16 protein-coding genes are annotated in these 15,163 nt (G+C 66.2%); 8 read left to right on the top strand and 8 right to left on the bottom strand.

Going from position 1 to position 15,163, the window contains the following annotated elements; genetic code table 11:
* Positions 1–21: 21 nt before the first annotated feature.
* Positions 22–786, top strand: a complete 765-nt coding sequence (locus DPM12_RS03575) for a helix-turn-helix domain-containing protein (RefSeq protein ID WP_342778737.1) — start codon at positions 22–24, stop codon at positions 784–786.
* A gap of 124 nt (positions 787–910) precedes the next feature.
* Positions 911–1,291, top strand: a complete 381-nt coding sequence (locus tag DPM12_RS03570; protein WP_112257127.1) for an MmcQ/YjbR family DNA-binding protein — start codon at positions 911–913, stop codon at positions 1,289–1,291.
* A 33-nt stretch (positions 1,292–1,324) separates the two neighbouring features.
* Here DPM12_RS03570 and DPM12_RS03565 read toward each other — a convergent pair whose 3' ends face one another.
* The 3 genes from DPM12_RS03565 to thiO are packed head-to-tail and all read right to left on the bottom strand — an operon-like array spanning position 1,325 to position 3,670.
* The gene (locus tag DPM12_RS03565) at positions 1,325–2,158 is read right to left on the bottom strand and encodes a thiazole synthase (protein WP_112256893.1); all 834 of its coding nucleotides are present in this window, start codon (positions 2,156–2,158) and stop codon (positions 1,325–1,327) included.
* A gap of 1 nt (position 2,159) precedes the next feature.
* Positions 2,160–2,396: a sulfur carrier protein ThiS gene (thiS, locus tag DPM12_RS03560; RefSeq protein ID WP_112256892.1), complete on the bottom strand. Its 237-nt coding sequence runs from the start codon at positions 2,394–2,396 to the stop codon at positions 2,160–2,162.
* A complete protein-coding gene (gene thiO / locus DPM12_RS03555) occupies positions 2,393–3,670 on the bottom strand; it encodes a glycine oxidase ThiO (RefSeq protein WP_112257126.1) in 1,278 nt (425 codons plus the stop codon). Before thiO ends, thiS begins: the two co-directional genes overlap by 4 nt.
* A gap of 385 nt (positions 3,671–4,055) precedes the next feature.
* On the opposite strand from thiO, the gene thiE reads away from it, so the two are divergent.
* The 4 genes from thiE to DPM12_RS03535 all read left to right on the top strand — a co-directional run bounded on the left by thiE (position 4,056) and on the right by DPM12_RS03535 (position 7,926).
* Entirely contained in the window at positions 4,056–4,712 is a 657-nt protein-coding gene (thiE, locus tag DPM12_RS03550; RefSeq protein WP_112256891.1) for a thiamine phosphate synthase, read from the top strand.
* Positions 4,713–4,882: 170 nt separating this feature from the next.
* The gene (locus DPM12_RS03545; protein WP_211658343.1) at positions 4,883–6,127 is read left to right on the top strand and encodes an ABC transporter substrate-binding protein; all 1,245 of its coding nucleotides are present in this window, start codon (positions 4,883–4,885) and stop codon (positions 6,125–6,127) included.
* Positions 6,124–7,047, top strand: coding sequence for a carbohydrate ABC transporter permease (locus tag DPM12_RS03540; RefSeq protein ID WP_112256889.1), 924 nt, complete (start codon positions 6,124–6,126; stop codon positions 7,045–7,047). Before DPM12_RS03545 ends, DPM12_RS03540 begins: the two co-directional genes overlap by 4 nt.
* Before the next feature lie 3 nt (positions 7,048–7,050).
* The gene (locus DPM12_RS03535) at positions 7,051–7,926 is read left to right on the top strand and encodes a carbohydrate ABC transporter permease (RefSeq protein WP_112256888.1); all 876 of its coding nucleotides are present in this window, start codon (positions 7,051–7,053) and stop codon (positions 7,924–7,926) included.
* Here DPM12_RS03535 and DPM12_RS03530 read toward each other — a convergent pair.
* A complete protein-coding gene (locus DPM12_RS03530; RefSeq protein WP_112256887.1) occupies positions 7,919–8,335 on the bottom strand; it encodes a MerR family transcriptional regulator in 417 nt (138 codons plus the stop codon). The two genes, DPM12_RS03535 and DPM12_RS03530, sit on opposite strands and share 8 nt — an antisense overlap.
* A 47-nt stretch (positions 8,336–8,382) precedes the next feature.
* On the opposite strand from DPM12_RS03530, the gene DPM12_RS03525 reads away from it, so the two are divergent.
* Positions 8,383–9,285, top strand: a complete 903-nt coding sequence (locus DPM12_RS03525) for an NAD(P)-dependent oxidoreductase (RefSeq protein ID WP_112256886.1) — start codon at positions 8,383–8,385, stop codon at positions 9,283–9,285.
* Here DPM12_RS03525 and DPM12_RS03520 read toward each other — a convergent pair.
* The 4 genes from DPM12_RS03520 to DPM12_RS03505 all read right to left on the bottom strand — a co-directional run bounded on the left by DPM12_RS03520 (position 9,273) and on the right by DPM12_RS03505 (position 14,200).
* On the bottom strand, positions 9,273–10,322 hold the full coding sequence (locus tag DPM12_RS03520) for a Gfo/Idh/MocA family protein (protein WP_112256885.1): 1,050 nt from the start codon (positions 10,320–10,322) through the stop codon (positions 9,273–9,275). The genes DPM12_RS03525 and DPM12_RS03520 overlap by 13 nt on opposite strands.
* A gap of 19 nt (positions 10,323–10,341) precedes the next feature.
* Positions 10,342–11,397: a dihydrodipicolinate synthase family protein gene (locus DPM12_RS03515; protein ID WP_211658339.1), complete on the bottom strand. Its 1,056-nt coding sequence runs from the start codon at positions 11,395–11,397 to the stop codon at positions 10,342–10,344.
* On the bottom strand, positions 11,397–12,413 hold the full coding sequence (locus DPM12_RS03510) for an NAD-dependent epimerase/dehydratase family protein (protein ID WP_211658337.1): 1,017 nt from the start codon (positions 12,411–12,413) through the stop codon (positions 11,397–11,399). The genes DPM12_RS03515 and DPM12_RS03510 overlap by 1 nt, the downstream gene beginning before the upstream one ends.
* Before the next feature lie 437 nt (positions 12,414–12,850).
* Positions 12,851–14,200: a transcriptional regulator gene (locus DPM12_RS03505; protein WP_112256883.1), complete on the bottom strand. Its 1,350-nt coding sequence runs from the start codon at positions 14,198–14,200 to the stop codon at positions 12,851–12,853.
* 178 nt (positions 14,201–14,378) lie between these two features.
* Between DPM12_RS03505 and DPM12_RS03500 the strand changes: the two genes are divergently transcribed.
* Positions 14,379–15,014, top strand: coding sequence for a VOC family protein (locus DPM12_RS03500; RefSeq protein WP_112256882.1), 636 nt, complete (start codon positions 14,379–14,381; stop codon positions 15,012–15,014).
* The last annotated feature ends 149 nt before the right edge of the window (positions 15,015–15,163 follow it).

The following is a 15,163-nucleotide window of genomic DNA, read 5'->3' as shown; positions in this document are numbered from 1 at the left end:
ACCGCCAACTTGACAACCCCTGTGACGGGACTTGTCGACGCGTGGCACCGACCGGCAGAACCGTGCCATCCTGATCGGGTGCACCTGGTATACCGAGAGCGGCCATCGAACATCTCGCACACGGTCGCATGGACGGGAAGGTCCACGGGCGCCGTGGATGCGCACCGGGTGCTCCCCGACGGGTGTATGGACCTGATCTGGATGGGTGGCCAGATGGTCGTCGCCGGTCCGGATACGAAGGCTTACCTGGCCACGTGGCGAGCCGACATGCCGTATGCCGCACTGCGCTTCGGCCGCGGCGTCGGACCTCGCGTCGTCGGCGTGCCAGCGAGAGAACTACGTGACCAGCGCATCCCGTTGGATCAGCTCTGGTCTGCCGCCGTGACGAGGTCGCTGGAGGAACGCCTCGCCCATGCCCGCGCACCGGCCACGGTACTCGAGGCCGTTGTCAGCGAGCGGCTGCGCGACACCCGGCCTCCTGATCCCGTGGCCGACATGACGGCGTCGCACGTAGGACGTGGTCACAGCGTGGAGCGGATTGCCGAACGGGCGGGGTTGAGCGTGCGCCAACTGCACCGCCGGTGCCTCGACGCGTTCGGGTATGGTCCGAAGACGCTCGCCCGCATCGTGCGGCTGAACCGGGCTCTCGATATCGGACGGGCCGGGTTCGCGGGTGCCGACGCGGCGTTGGCCAGCGGATATGCCGATCAGGCACACCTCGCCCGGGACGTGCGCGTGTTGACGGGCACGACGTTCGCCGCGTTGGTGGGCGTGGACGAGCCATGAGGATGGCACCGCTTCGTGGGCGCCGCCGGCATGGCGCGGGACGCGCCGCGGTGGTCGAGGGATTCGCACGGGTCGAGGGATTCGCGCGGGGACCCCGTCGGTGGGTGCCGCTAGAGTGACGCTCATGGCACATCCGCGGATGTACAGCGACGACGATCCCTATCTTGATGATGTGCGGCGTATCTGCCTGGGGTTTCCCGAGGCAGTCGAGGTGGAGGCGTGGGGACGCCCGACCTTTCGCGCCGGTAAGAAGATCTTCGCCGTCTTCGGCAGCGACGATGAACGGCCCTACGCAGTGATCTTCAAACCGGATCCTGCCGATCGCCAGGCACTTGCCGAAGATCGGCGTATCTTCAGCCCACCGTACTTCGGGCCGGGTGGCTGGTTGGCTCTGGACTTCACCGCCGGGCCGGTGGAATGGGACGAGATCGCAGAATTGATGGACGCGTCCTACCGGCAGGTGGCGCTCAAACGCATGCTGAAGGCTCTGGACTCCGCGACGTGAACGCCGCCGCCCGGAAAGATCGCTCGGGTGAGCTCACAGCGCTAGATCGAGATTGGCGCGCCCCTCGGTGGGTGACGACGCCAATGCCTGCTCGCGTCGCGGGATCCGCCCGGCCAGATGGGCATCCCGCCCGGCCTCGATCGCCTGGCGCATCGCCCGAGCCATCCGCGCCGGGTCGGCTGCCCGGGTGACGGACGTGGCCAGCAGCACCGCATCGCAGCCCAGCTCCATCGCGAAGGCGGCATCCGACGCCGTGCCGATGCCCGCGTCCAGGACCACCGGTACCGGCGCGCCGGCCACGATCGCCTCGATGTTGCGCGGGTTGAGGATGCCGAGACCGGTGCCGATGGGCGAGCCCAGGGGCATGATCGCCGAGCAGCCGACGTCGGCGAGTTTGCGGGCGAGGATCGGATCGTCGTTGGTGTAGGGCAGCACCACAAAGCCGTCGTCGACCAGCGTGCGGGCCGCCGACACCAGCTCGATCGGATCGGGCAACAGCGATGTGTCGTCGGCGATCACCTCGAGCTTGACCCAGTTGGTCTCGCACGCTTCCCGGGCGAGTTTCGCGGTGAGTATCGCCTCGTTGGCCGAGAAACAACCCGCCGTGTTCGGTAGTGCCCGGATGCCGTTGTGCCGCAGGAGGTCCCAGATCGAGCCTTCGGAACCGGTGTGCACCCGGCGGAGCGCGACGGTGGTGAGCTCCGTTCCGGACGCACGCAGCGCAGTCTCAAGCCCGAGAAGGCTGGGCGCGCCGCCGGTACCCATGATCAGCCGCGAGCCGAACGATTCGCCCGCGATGACGAGCGGGTCTTCGGCCGTGGTTCGGTCCTCGGTTGCGGTCGGCCCGCCGGTGTCGACGGTCTCCATGTCATCCTCCCTGGGTCGCCGTCAGGATCTCGACGCGATCGCCGGCCCTTACCGGAGTGGTGCTCCAGCTGCCCCGGGGTATGACGTCGTTGTTCACGGCGACGGCGATACCCCCGCGCTCGGTCGCGGTCTCGGATTCGTTGCGCTCGCTCATGACGCGGGCGACGAGTTCCTGTATCGAGGTGGGCGCATCGAGAACGACGGCCTCCCCGTTGACCGTCACGTGTGTTGTCATCATCCGTCCTCCTCTCCCCTTTCCCGTTGATCATGAACACCTATCGTGCTGTGAGCGCCACTTGTGTTCATGATCAGCGGAGAAGGTGCGAAACGGGTGGGGATGGCTGCGGCGACCGCGTCCGGCAACGCGCCGTCGACGCAGTACTCGGTGATCGCCGATGCCGTCAGCGGAGCGAGCAAGACACCATTGCGGAAGTGGCCGGTGGCCACGACCAGACCGGGAACGGAAGTCGGCCCGATCAGCGGCATGTTGTCGGGACTGCCCGGCCGGGCGCGTGCGGTCACGTCCGTCACGGGAAGCTCGTCGATGCCAGGCACCAGAGCCCGCGCGTCACGCAGGACGGCGAAGATCCCGCCAGCGGTCACCTTCCGGTCGTCGGGCTGTTCTTCGCTCGTGGCGCCGGCGACGATCTCGCCGTCGTCCTTGGGTACCAGATAGACCTGGCGATCCTGCACGATGCCGCGCACGACGCGTCGAAGCAGGAATGTGGGCTCGTGCGTGGCGTCGAGCCGCACCACCTGGCCTTTGACCGGGCGGGTGGGGACACGTGCACCGTGTGGCACATGACCGGACGTGCCGATCGCGCGCGACACGAGGCCAGCGCTCTCCCACCCGGCGGCCAGGACGACGAGGCGGGCGTGGTGGCGTTCCCCGGTGTCGTCGACCACGCCGATCACGGGGTCCGTGTCCGTGTCACCACCGGCACGCTGCAGTAACGTCTGTGCACGCCGGTGGACAATTTCGACGCCGCGGCGTTCGATCGCGGAGATGAGCGCGCGGTGCACGCTGCGTGGATCGGCCAGATGGTCGCCGGGTGCCCACATCGCGCCGGAGATCCTCGGGCCCAACGACGGCTCCATCTCCCGGGCTTCGGGCACGTCGATCTCACGGGCGTCGAGTCCCCACTGTTGCCGCAGGTCCAGTAGTCGCCGCAGCTGCTTGTGGTCATCGGCATCGAAGGCGACCGTCAGCGTCCCGGTTTCGCGAAGGCCCACGGCATGCGACGTTTCGGCGGCCAGCTCGCGCGCGAAATCTGGCCACAACGCAGCCGACCGGACGTTGAGCCGGGCGAGCTCGTGCTCGCCGAAGGTGCCCTCGTTGACGGCGGCGAGCATGCCTGCGGCCGCGTAGGTCGCGCCGTTGCCTGGAGAGGGATCGAAGCACCGGACGGCGATACCGCGGCGCGCGAGATTCCACGCGATCGAGGCTCCGACGATCCCGCAGCCGACGACGAGGACGTCAGAGGTGTTGTCAGGGGTGTCGGTGTGGTTCACCGGGCGCACCCCGTTCGTGCCATGCGTGGGGACGCTGGCAACCGGACTGCTCCCGGCACGTGAATGTTCGGCATGGTGATGCTCCCTCCGCTGGCATAACCCAGTTCAGGTAGGACGGTCGGCCCGTGCGGCCCTCTCAGCCCACCGCTGTCGCTTACCCCTTCACCACTGAACGATGATCATGAACACTTACTCGCTCTGTGAGCCCCACTTATGTTCATGATCATGATTTGTGGTTGTCGGGTTGAGCGGGCAGCGGGAAGGCTCCCGTGCACACCTCCCACAGTACGCCGTTGGGCGCCGTAGGCGGTGACCGTGGCAGACTCGCACGCGGATATACCCCGTGTGCTCACCCGAGCCGGGACCGATTTCTGGAGTACGAGCGATGACGACGACGGATCCGGTCGAACTTCGAGAACGGCTCTGCGCAGCACGTCTCTATCTGTGTACCGATGCCCGGCGCGACGAGGGCGATCTGGAAGATTTCCTGCATGCGGCGTTGGGCGGCGGCGTCGACATCGTGCAGCTGCGGGACAAGACGCTCGACGTCCGGGACGAGCTGGAGCTGCAGCCCGTCGTGGCACGTATCGCAGACGAGCATGGTGCACTGATGGCCGTCAACGACCGGGCCGACGTAGCGCGCCTGACCGGCGCCGCCGTCTTCCACACCGGCCAGGGGGACCTGCCGGTCGCGGCGTCTCGCCGGCTACTCGGTCCCGACGTCATACTCGGTCGCTCCACACGCACCATCGAACAGGCGGGTGCTGCGGAGGCTGATCCCGAGGTGGACTACTTCTGCGTGGGACCGGTCTGGGCGACGCCCACCAAGGAGGGGCGTTCGCCGGTCGGTCTTGACACCATCCGTGCCGTGGCCGCGCGGCAGCCCAGCACGCCCTGGTTCGCGATTGGCGGTATCGACCACGAGAACGTCACCCAGGTCGTCGATGCCGGTGCCCGCCGCGTCGTCGTCGTGCGGGCCATCACGCGTGCGTCCGACCCCGGCGATGCCGCTGCACGACTGCGTCGTGCGCTGGAGATTTGACACAGACGGCGATCGTGATCCGGGATCTGGCCACCCGGGAAGCGTGGATTTCCGCGTGGCCCGTGTCACCCATCTCCGTTGACGCGGCATGACCATAACACTAGTTTTGTGTTGACCGATATTATTCTCTAGTCTTGGTCAGCCCAGTGCGGCGGAAGGAAGGCATGGACATGAGGACAGTAATAGCGACGGGTGGCGCACTCGCACTCGTCACGCTCGCCGCATGTGGCGGCTCGGGCGAGAGCGCATCCGGAAGTGACGAAGTTACGGTCTGGATGTACCCGGTCATTGCCGACGACGAGGCCAGCTCGGAGTTCTGGGAAGGTGTCGAGGCCGACTTCGAGGCCGAGCACGAGGACATCGAACTCGACATCGAACTACAGCCCTGGGAAGGTCGCCAAGAGAAGGTGACGACGGCGCTGGCCTCCGGTAGCGGACCCGACATCATCCTTCTCATCCCAGATCAGCTTCCCCAGTACGTCGAACAAGATGCTCTACTGCCGGTCGACGAGGTCGTGAACGGCAGCGAGGTCGAGCTGCTCCCCGATGCCGTCGAGGCGATGACCGTCGACGGCCAGGTCTACAGCGTGCCGATCTATCAGACCGTCAACACGACGTCGTACAACACGGCGGTCTTGGAGGAGGCGGGCATCTCGGAGCCACCGACGACGTGGGACGAGATGCTCGAGGCCGCCCCCAAGCTCGCCGACGAAGGGTTCGCAACGCTGGACTACGCCGGAAACCCGGAAGAGACCCTCAACCTCACCTTCTACCCGCTGCTGTGGCAGGCCGGAGGCAGCGTCTTCAGCGAGGACGGTACCGAGGTCGCGTTCGACGGCCCGGAGGGTGTCGCCGCGCTCCAGTTCCTGCTCGACCTGCAGGAGGCCGGCGGTCTCGCGTCGGACGTTGTGACGAAGACGAGTACGTTCGACGATCGCGGCATGCCCACGGGAGATGCCGCCATGACGTACCACACCAGCCTGCAGATGGCCGAGCGTCTCGCCGAGGCGATCGGGGAAGACGACTTCGAGCTTGGCCAGCCACTCGAAGGGCCGGGTGGTCAGGCAGCGTTCGGCAATCCCGGCGGGCTCGTCCTGGCGCAGAAGGCCGAGGGCAACGAGGGAGCACGGACGTTCTTGAGTTACATGCTGCGCCCGGACGTCCTCGCCGGCCTGGCGTCCGAGTCGGGGTACCTGCCGCCCAGCGAAGAGGTCGAGCTGGAGGGCGCAGGGGAGTACGCCAGCGTGTTCAAGGAAGCGTTGCCGCATGTCAACAGCGGTGAGGTGCACCCGGATGCGCGTCAGGTCATGTCGATCCTCGCCGCGCAGATCCAGGAGGCGCTGGGTGGCGACGCGACGGCCGAGGAAGCCTTGGAGGCAGCGGCCGACGAGGCGAATGCGCTGCTCGACGAATGAGTGACGGCGTCTCTCACCGTATAAAGGGCGCGCGGCCCGGTACCGGGCCGCGCGCCCGACGCGGGCGATGGCGGGATCCGACCACGGCGCTGATCTTCCTGCTGCCGATGCTCGCGCTGTTCATCGTCTTCAGGTTCATGCCGGCCTTCGGGTCGATCGGTATGAGCCTGACCGATTACAAGATCAGCGGGGAATGGAGCCTCGTCGGGCTCGAGAACTACGAGCGTTTGATCTCCGACCAGGTCTTTCTGGACAGCCTGAAGACGACCGCGATCTACACGGCGATCTACGTCCCGCTGACGATCGTCATCGCGCTCGCGACGGCGATGTTGCTGAACTCGGTGGTCTGGTGGAAGGGCGTCTTCCGTGGCGCCCTGTTCTTGCCATACGTGACCAGCTTCATCCTGGCGGGCCTGGTGTGGCGCTGGGTCTACGAGGTGGACGGGCTGATCAACGGGCTGCTGGCCGAGCTCGGAGCGGGCCCGATCGGCTTCCTAGAGGAGACGGCGCTGGTGTTGCCCTCACTGGCGGTGGTCTCCGCGTGGAAGGGATTCGGGTATTCGATGCTGATCCTGATGGCCGGGCTGAAGGCGATCCCAGACTCGTATCTGGAAGCCGCCCGTGTCGATGGCGCCAGCGCGTGGCAGCGCTTCTGGAAAGTGATCCTGCCGCTGTTGAAGCCCGTCCTGTTCTTCGTCCTCGTGATCGAGACGATCGTGTCCTTCCAGGTCTTCGACACCATCTACGTCATGACGGGCGGTGGGCCGGCCCGGGCGAGCTACACCCTCGTGTACGCGCTCTACGATCAGGGCTTCCGGGCGTTCGATTTCGGTTATGCCGCGACGATCGGTGTGGTGATCTTCCTCATCGTCCTTGTCATCACGCTCATCCAGCGCCGATTCCTTGATCGGGAGGCCTGACGCATGACCGTTCTGAAGACGACGGCCGATACGCCGTCCTCGGCCATGACGCAGCAGCCGCCGCGGCGGAGCCGATGGCGTGGGCGGCGCTGGCCGCTCAACATGCTGTTGCTGGTGATCTCGCTGATCACCGTCACGCCGTTCTTCCTGATGGTGATTCTGGCATTGTCGCCCGCCGACTCGGCCGGCATCCCGCAACAGCTACCCGAGCGGCTCACGCTGGACAACATCAGCCGGATGCTCGGTGCCAGCGGCTTCATCCGGTGGACGATAAACACGATCATCTACTCGGTGGTTTCCGTCGTCATCGTCCTGCTCGCGGCCGCGATGGCGGGCTACGCGTTCGCGCGTAAACGCTTCCCGGGACGCCAGGTGCTGATGTGGTCGTTCCTGGCGACGCTGATGGTCCCGGTGCAAGCGATGATCATCCCCTACTTCGTGTTGATCTCCAATCTCGAGGGCGTCAACACCTACTGGGGTCTGATCGTGCCCACGCTGGCGAACGCGCAGGCGGTGTTCCTCATGCGCCAGTTCATCCGGGACCTCCCAGAGGAACTTTTCGAAGCGGCCAAGGTCGACGGGGCGCCCGAGTGGCGGGTCTTCTTCCAGCTCGTGCTCCCCCTGACCAAGCCCGTTCTGGCGACGCTGGGAATCTTCGTCTTCCTGTGGCACTGGAACGACTTCCTCTGGCCGCTGGTGGTGGCCCAGAGCGATGACATGCGTACCCTGACGGTCGGTCTCGCCACCCTCCGGACCGCCGACGTCTCCACCCCCGAGCTGATGGCCGGCGCGACCATCAGTGTCATTCCCTGCATCATCGTGTTCTTCGTCCTCCAGCGCTACCTCGTCAATAGCATCGCCATGACGGGCATCAAGTAACCGGTGGAGTGGGCCCCTTCGGTGCGGTCGCGCCGAAGGGGCCGTAGGTCTCGCTGCCGATTCGTCCGGCTTCGTGGATGTAGTGGGCCAACGCCTGTCGGGAGCGGTTCAGTGTGTCTACCTGCTCGTCCAAGCGACGCAGCCGGGTCCGCATGGCTGCCAGGAGTTCGGGGCAGCCGATGAGCTCGGGGGTTTCCCCGGTTGCACATGGCAGCAGGTAAGCGATGTCATCGGTGGACAGTCCGGCGTCGAGGAGGTGCCGGATCTGTTTCACCGTGACGACATCTGCCTCGTCGTACACCCGGTATCCGGCCGTGGTGCGCTCCGGCTCCAGCAGTCCTTGTGCTTCGTAGTACCGCAGCTGATGGGCGTTGACTTCAGTCCGACGGCTCAATTCACCAATGTGCACCGTTCCTCCTTGACCTTCACACCGGTATCAACGTTCACCATGTTGCTATGGCTTCCCAAACGGATACTGACGTGACAATCATCGGCCTCGGGCTCATGGGCAGGGCGCTGGCAGGCGCGCTGCTCGCGGAGGGACACCAGGTCACCGTGTGGAACCGCACGGCCGCCAAGGCAGAGGAACTGCTGGCTCAGGGGGCACTGCTTGCCGACTCAGCCAACAGTGCGGTCAACGCGAGCCCGGTGACCATCAGTTGTGTCTCTGACTATCAAGCACTCCAACAGGCCTTCGCCTCAATCTCCGATGAGCTCGACGGTCGACTCCTGGTCAACGTCACGTCGGGCGACTCGGCGCAGGCTCGCGATATGGCCTTATGGACTGAGCAACGAGGTGCCCACTATCTCGACGGCGCGATCATGGCTGTTCCGACGACCATCGGCACCGCTGAGGCGGTGATCCTGCTGAGCGGCTCCAAGAGCGCCTTCGACAGAGAGCAGTCCGTCCTCGATGCGCTCGGAACCGCCACCTATCTCGGTGCGGACCACGGCCTGTCTGCGCTGTACGACGTCGCCGGCCTGAGCATGATGTGGGGCGTCTTGAACGCCTGGCTCCATGGCGTGGCCCTTCTCCGCACCGCCGGCATCGACGCGTCCACCTACACGTCGTTCGCGGTGCAGATAGCGCAGGGAACGGCCGGGTGGCTGGCAGGTTATGCCGACCAGGTCGACAGTGGCATCTACCCGCCCGACGACGCGACGCTCGCCACCCATGCAGGTGGCATGGCCCACCTCGTTGAGGAGAGCGAGCGGTTAGGCGTCAACGCGGAGCTCCCGAGGCTGTTCAAGTCGCTGGTGGACCGGGCGATCACTGCTGGCCAAGCAGAACAGAGCTATCCCGTTCTGATCGAGCAGTTCACCCAGGAGTCGAGGACGTCATCCCATCACGGTCGATGAGCCCGTTGCCGGGCGTGTTCGAGCAGGGCAATCCGGCGCCGCACGCTCTGCGGGGACACCACCAGTTCCGCTCCATGCAGGAGCGTGTCGGCGAGTGCCTCGTAGAAACGCAGCGTTCGCTCACCGCTGGGAGGGTCGATGTCGACGGACTCCTCGAACCATTCGATCCGCTCGTCACTGCCGTATCGACGTCCGGCGGCGGCTCCGGCATCGGGCGTCGGCTCGGGTAGTCCGGAAGGGTCGAACCAGCGGACCGTGAGGTGATCGTCGCTGACGGTCAGGCTGCCGGTCGTTCCGGTGATCGCCCATTCCGGCTGGGGGATGGCCACGGCGGTGCTGCACTCGATATCGGCCACCGGTCCGGTGGTCGTCTTGAAGCACAACTTGACATGATCTTCCGCATCGCCGGCCGACACGGTGCGTCGCAGATCTGCGAACAGGTCGGTGGGCTCGCCGTCGAGGAGGAGCAACACCTGGTCGAGCAGGTGCGAGGCGGTGTTGGACAGCTCCCCTCCGCCGAGCTCGCGGAGGGTCTGCCAGTCGGCCCGCCGCACGAAGCGGTGCAGCGTGCGGCGAATCGAGATCAGCTCGCCGAGCCGTCCGGATGCGAGGATGTCACGGACGGTCAGGAACGACGGGTCGAACCGGCGATTGTGAAAACACGTGACCACTCGCCCGGCGCTGCTGGCGGCGTCGACCATGGCGTCGACCTCGGCCGTGCTCTGTGCCATGGGCTTCTCGACCACGACGTGCTTGCCGGCTTCGAGTGCGCTGACCGTCAGGGGCAGGTGTGTATGGCTTGGCGTGGCGACCACGACCACGTCGACGGACGGATCGGCGACGAGTTCCTCGGGCGTTCCGTACGCCGTGCAGCCGTAGCGCTCGATCGCCTCGGCGCGCCGTTCGGGGACGGGATCGGCGGTGGCGACGATCTCGTACGCGTCCAGCCGTGCCACTCCCGCGGCGTGGATGTCCCATCCACTGCGGCCCAGGCCGATGATCCCCACGGAGATCGGGCGGGTCATGCCTCCGGTCATGCGGGGCTCCCCGAGGCGACTAGGCGAGCCATCGATCGATCCGCTCCGCGACGAAATCGTCGTCGCGCAGGTACGGATAGGTGCGCCAGACCCGATCGATCTCGGCCATCTGCCCCGGGCCCAGCGTTTCCTTCTCGTCCAGGCACCATGTCCCCTCCAGTAGACCCTGCCGGCGGAGGACCTCGTGTATCCCGGGTACACAGCCCCGGAAGTTATTGAGCGCGTCGAAGATGGCGGCGTTGGCATCCGTCAGGGCCGTGTCGAGGTCCATGACCTGGCGCAACGCCTGGTCGTCTCCGTTCTTCGCGCGGCGGGCGAGCTCGAGCAGCCGCACCGCCCCGCGCGTCCACACTGCCCACTGGCCGAGCAGGCCACCGACGAATTCCGCGCCGGTCGAGTACGTCGCGAGCAGATCGCCCACGATGTGATCATCGTTTCCGGTGTAGAAGGCGACATCGGAGTGGCGGTCGGAGTCGGCGATGCCGTGCACGACGTCGAGCGTCGCGTACCGATCGAACGGCGCCACCTTGACCCCCACCACCGAGGGGATCTCGGCGAGCTGCCGCCAGAACGGCCGGGGCAACGTCCGCCCGCCGACCGCCGGCTGCAGATAGAAGCCGATGACGGGCAGTACCTCCCCGACGGCGCGCGTGCGATCGAGCAGCTCCTCCTCGCTCAAATCGGTGGCGCCGTACGGCGCGAGCAGCGTGAGGTGGTAGCCCAGCGATGCCGCGAGCTCGGCTTCGGCCACGGCCTGCTCGGTCGGGCCGCAGACGCCGGCGACCAGTACCGGGGAGCGGTCGGTGTACTCCGCGGCGGTGCTGGCGGCCAGTTCGAGCACGGGAGCGAGCAGCCCCCGTTCGGGTTCGTGAATCGCGAACTGTGTGGTGTGCACGGCGACGGCGAGGCCACCGGCACCCGCTTCGAGGTAGTAGCGGGTGAGCGCTCGCTGGCGCCGTTCATCCAGGCGCCGTGAGGCGTCGAGAGCGAGCGGATGCGCGGGGATCACCGTGCCGGTCCGGAATGCCTCGAGTCCTTCGTCGCTGGTCATCGGGTGGGGCGACGTCTCCGTCATCAGAACTGACCATCCCGTACGTCGAACTTCGTCGGTTTTCCAAGCAGTGGAAGATCGGCATCGATCCAGTTGGCTGTGATGTCGATCAGTTGGTCGAGCGGGACGTCGGGATATCCGAAGATGCCGTGACACCGCCTGCCGTTCGACAGCAGGGCGGTCGGCGCTTCTGCCCCGGTGAATTCGGCGACGGTGTCGAAGGAACGGGCGAAGCGGTGCGCGATGTCGCGTACGGATGCCGTCTCCGGGCCCGTGAGGTTCAGGACGAACGGCGGAACGTCAGCGTGCAGGAGACTGCGCACGATGACCTCGTTCGCGTACCGCTGCCAGACGACGTTGACGTATCCGGTGGTGACGTCGACGGGTTGGCCGGCGCGAACCTGGCTGGCGATGTCGACCAAGACGCCATATCGCGGCTCGACGGCATAGTTCAACCGGATCAGTGCGGTCGGGCTGGCGTGAACGCCGGCGAAATGGGTGAAGATCCGTTCGCGTCCCAGGCATGACATGGCATACTCGCCCACCGGGTCGACGGGATGCTCCTCGCTGGGTCCGCCACCGCCGGTAGGAGTCAGCGGATAGACATTGCCCGTGGACAGGGCCACGATTCTCGACCCGGCGTAGCGCTGTGCGATGCGTCCGGGGAGGTAGGTGTTGGTGGCCCAGGTTGCCGCCTCGTCGCCGGCGGTTCCGAACTTGGCGCCGACGAGGAAGATCACATTGCGGGCATCGGGAAGGGCGGCGATCGCGTCGTCGTCGTTGAGGTCCGCACGATGGATCTCGGCGCCGGCCGCACGGATGGGATCGGCCGATCCGGGCTGGGAGAAGCGCGACACGGCTATGACTCGAGCGTCGCTTCCGGCCTCACGCAGTGCCCGGCTGACCAAGCGCACCAGACTCGGTCCCATCTTTCCGGCCGCTCCCAGCACGACGATGTCTCCGTCGAGCCGGTGCAGATCATCCACAAGTGGCGGCCGTGGACGCGACAGCCACTCTTCGAGTTCTTCGACAGTTCGCACGATGTACCTTCCCCGCTCGCCGTCGGGCACCAACTCCGGGTTTCGGACAGGGGAAGCCGCGGTCGCCGCCCTTGCCGTTCGGCGCGTACTCGACGTGACCTGCCCGACAGCCATCAGTCTGATTTAAGAACGTCCATAAGTCAATTTCAGTTCTATCCATAATAGTCGCTCTCGTTCGTAAACCGGGACGCGCCGGTGCGTCCGGCGCGCCGGCGACCGCAAAGCACGGCTGGTGCCGCATGGCAGGTCGCGTTGGCTGGCGTCGCATGGCAGGCCGTACGCATGGTTGGTGTCGCAGGCCCTGTCGGTGGCGGCGATCCGATCGCGGGTAGGTTAGCCACGGGCCGAAACCCCCGGGCATCAGCCGCCCCTATTGCTGGAATCGACAGTCTCGCGAGGCGCCGCGGCGTACTCGCGGACGTCGTGTTCCGGATCGGCTAGCCGCGCTCGTCCGGGATCTTTTCGATCAGCAACTGGTAAGGACGCGGGGGCCGGCCAACCTTGCTTGACCGGGCGGGCGGCATCGGCCAGGCGAGTCCCTCGTCGACGAGCGTGTGCAGCATCCGGCGTGCCGTTCGCAACGTCACGCCGAGCAGCTCCGCCACCTTCTCCGCATCCACGATGCGTTCGCCGTCCTCGTCGGACTCGAGTCTCTCGGCGAGCCGGCTGAGCATCTCGACAGCCTTCGCATCCTTGGCCGGTTGTGGCGGCGCGGGTGCCGCCTCGCCATGTCGGGCGGCGGGGAGCTGCAACGTCGTGTCGCTGGGGCCGACCAGGTACGCATTCTTGCCCCCGGCGGCCGCCGCCCTGTCGACCGCAGCCTGGGCGTTGAGCTCTGCCTCCCGAGTCGATCTCCCCAGTCCGATCCCCACCTCGAGCTGGAGGCCGAGTTCAGCGGAGATCCGCCCCAGAAACGGCGCTACCGTGAGGTCGTCGGTCGCCAGGGTCAGCGAGCCCATGGTGGTGACGATGAGGTAGCTGTGCTCGTCGCGCACGAGTACCGCCGCGTCCATGGGGCGTGCGTCGCGCAGCAGCTCACGATGTAAGGAGAGTTTGAGCTCCTGGTACCAGTAGTTGCTCGGACTGGCGTGTGCGGGAAGTGCCCCGCTCGGCACCCGCACGATCATGGTGACGATCCGCGATTCCTCGAGCTTGGCGCCACTTCCGATCAATGCGGCAGTCTGCAGGGCATGGCGGAGTGTGACGCCGGCCGGAGTCATCTTCAGCGACGGTATGCCCGCGTCGGCCAGCCCGGTTGCGACCGTCGGCACCGTGGTGATGGCACCGGTGGTCTCTCCACGCTCGTAGAGATCGCGGTGGAACCCGAGGAACTCGCTCGCCGACTCGGGCCGGACATACTCCTGGACGTGAACGTGACTCGAATCGACGTCGATCTCGCGATAGGCAGTGTGCACGTCGGTGGCGGACACGGAGTCAACGCTGAGGTATCGGGGGTCAAAGGTGTCGTTCAGCGCGCCGCGGAGAAGGGTGGCGTAGAACGCGGAACCTCCGACCGGTACATAGGTGGCGGGAACGGGAAGGTCTCCGCGGCTTGTGGCGACGTCGTACGGCAGCGGACCCGCAAACAGGCACACATCGACGCGTGAGGCGATCTTCATCGCCTGCGTGTGCGCCTCCTGTTCGTCGTCGTACACCGCGGCGACAAGCCGCCACGAAGTGTTGCCGCTCTCCCGGGCGACCGCCATGGTCCTGCGCACGACTTCGTCGGCGCCGACGACTCCGATGGTGATCTCCTCGCGGGTCGTTCCGGTCGCCGGATGGTGCATTTTTGGCTCCTGACCGCTACCGCCATTCTGTCCCGTCACTATTATGCCGCCAGTGACGATCACATGTCGTATCCCCGAGAGGCGAGGATGATCGCGACGGGAGGTCGGACATCGAGTCACCCGGAAGTTAGGGCAGCCTGACCTGCAAGATCGTTATCAGAGCTGGGAACATGCGGACATGCGGCTCGATCATGTCTCTTACGCTGCGGGACCGGACGGCCTTGACGCCACCGCCCAGCGGCTTTCCGACCAGCTTGGCGTCCAGTTCATCGACGGCGGCCTGCATCCACGGTTCGGTACGCGCAACCGGGTGCTGCCTCTGGCGGGCGGTCACTATGTGGAGGTCGTGGCCGTCCTCGACCATCCCGCTGCCGATCAGGTGCCATTCGGCCAGGCCGTCAAAGCCCGATCGGAGACCGGTGGCGGCTGGCTCGGTTGGGTGGTGGCCGTTGACGATCTCGCGCCCATCGAGCAGCGGCTGGGCAGATCGGCGGTACAGGGCAACCGGAAGCGACCAGATGGCTTCGAGCTCCGGTGGAAGCAGATCGGTGTCAAAGGGTTGATCAACGATCCCCAATTGCCGTTCTTCGTCCGGTGGGAGTCGGAACCGGCCGAGCACCCATCCAAGGGCGGCCGTGGCGTGCAGCTCACCGGTCTGGAGATCGCGGGCGATCCGCGCCGGGTGGCCGAATGGCTGGGGGAACCCGAATCGGATCCGCTTGAGGATGTGGAAGTGGCGTGGATCAATCCGAACGGCCAACCAGGTCTCCAGGCGGTGACCTTCCGCACGGAGATGGACCTCATCACCATCTAACCTGAGTCCGAATGATCATGTTTGGTACGCCTTCTCGGGCCGTGACACGACTGTAGACGTAGTACGGCCCGAGAAGGCGTGTTAGGGCACGGGGCTCAGTGGCCAAATCAGCCGTGTCCGTCAGAGCGGTTCTGGGCCGACGCGGACTA

It is taken from the genome of Phytoactinopolyspora halophila, assembly GCF_003287285.1.
Classification (GTDB): Bacteria; Actinomycetota; Actinomycetes; order Jiangellales; family Jiangellaceae; genus Phytoactinopolyspora_A; species Phytoactinopolyspora_A halophila.
This window is presented reverse-complemented; position numbering and strand designations above follow the sequence as displayed.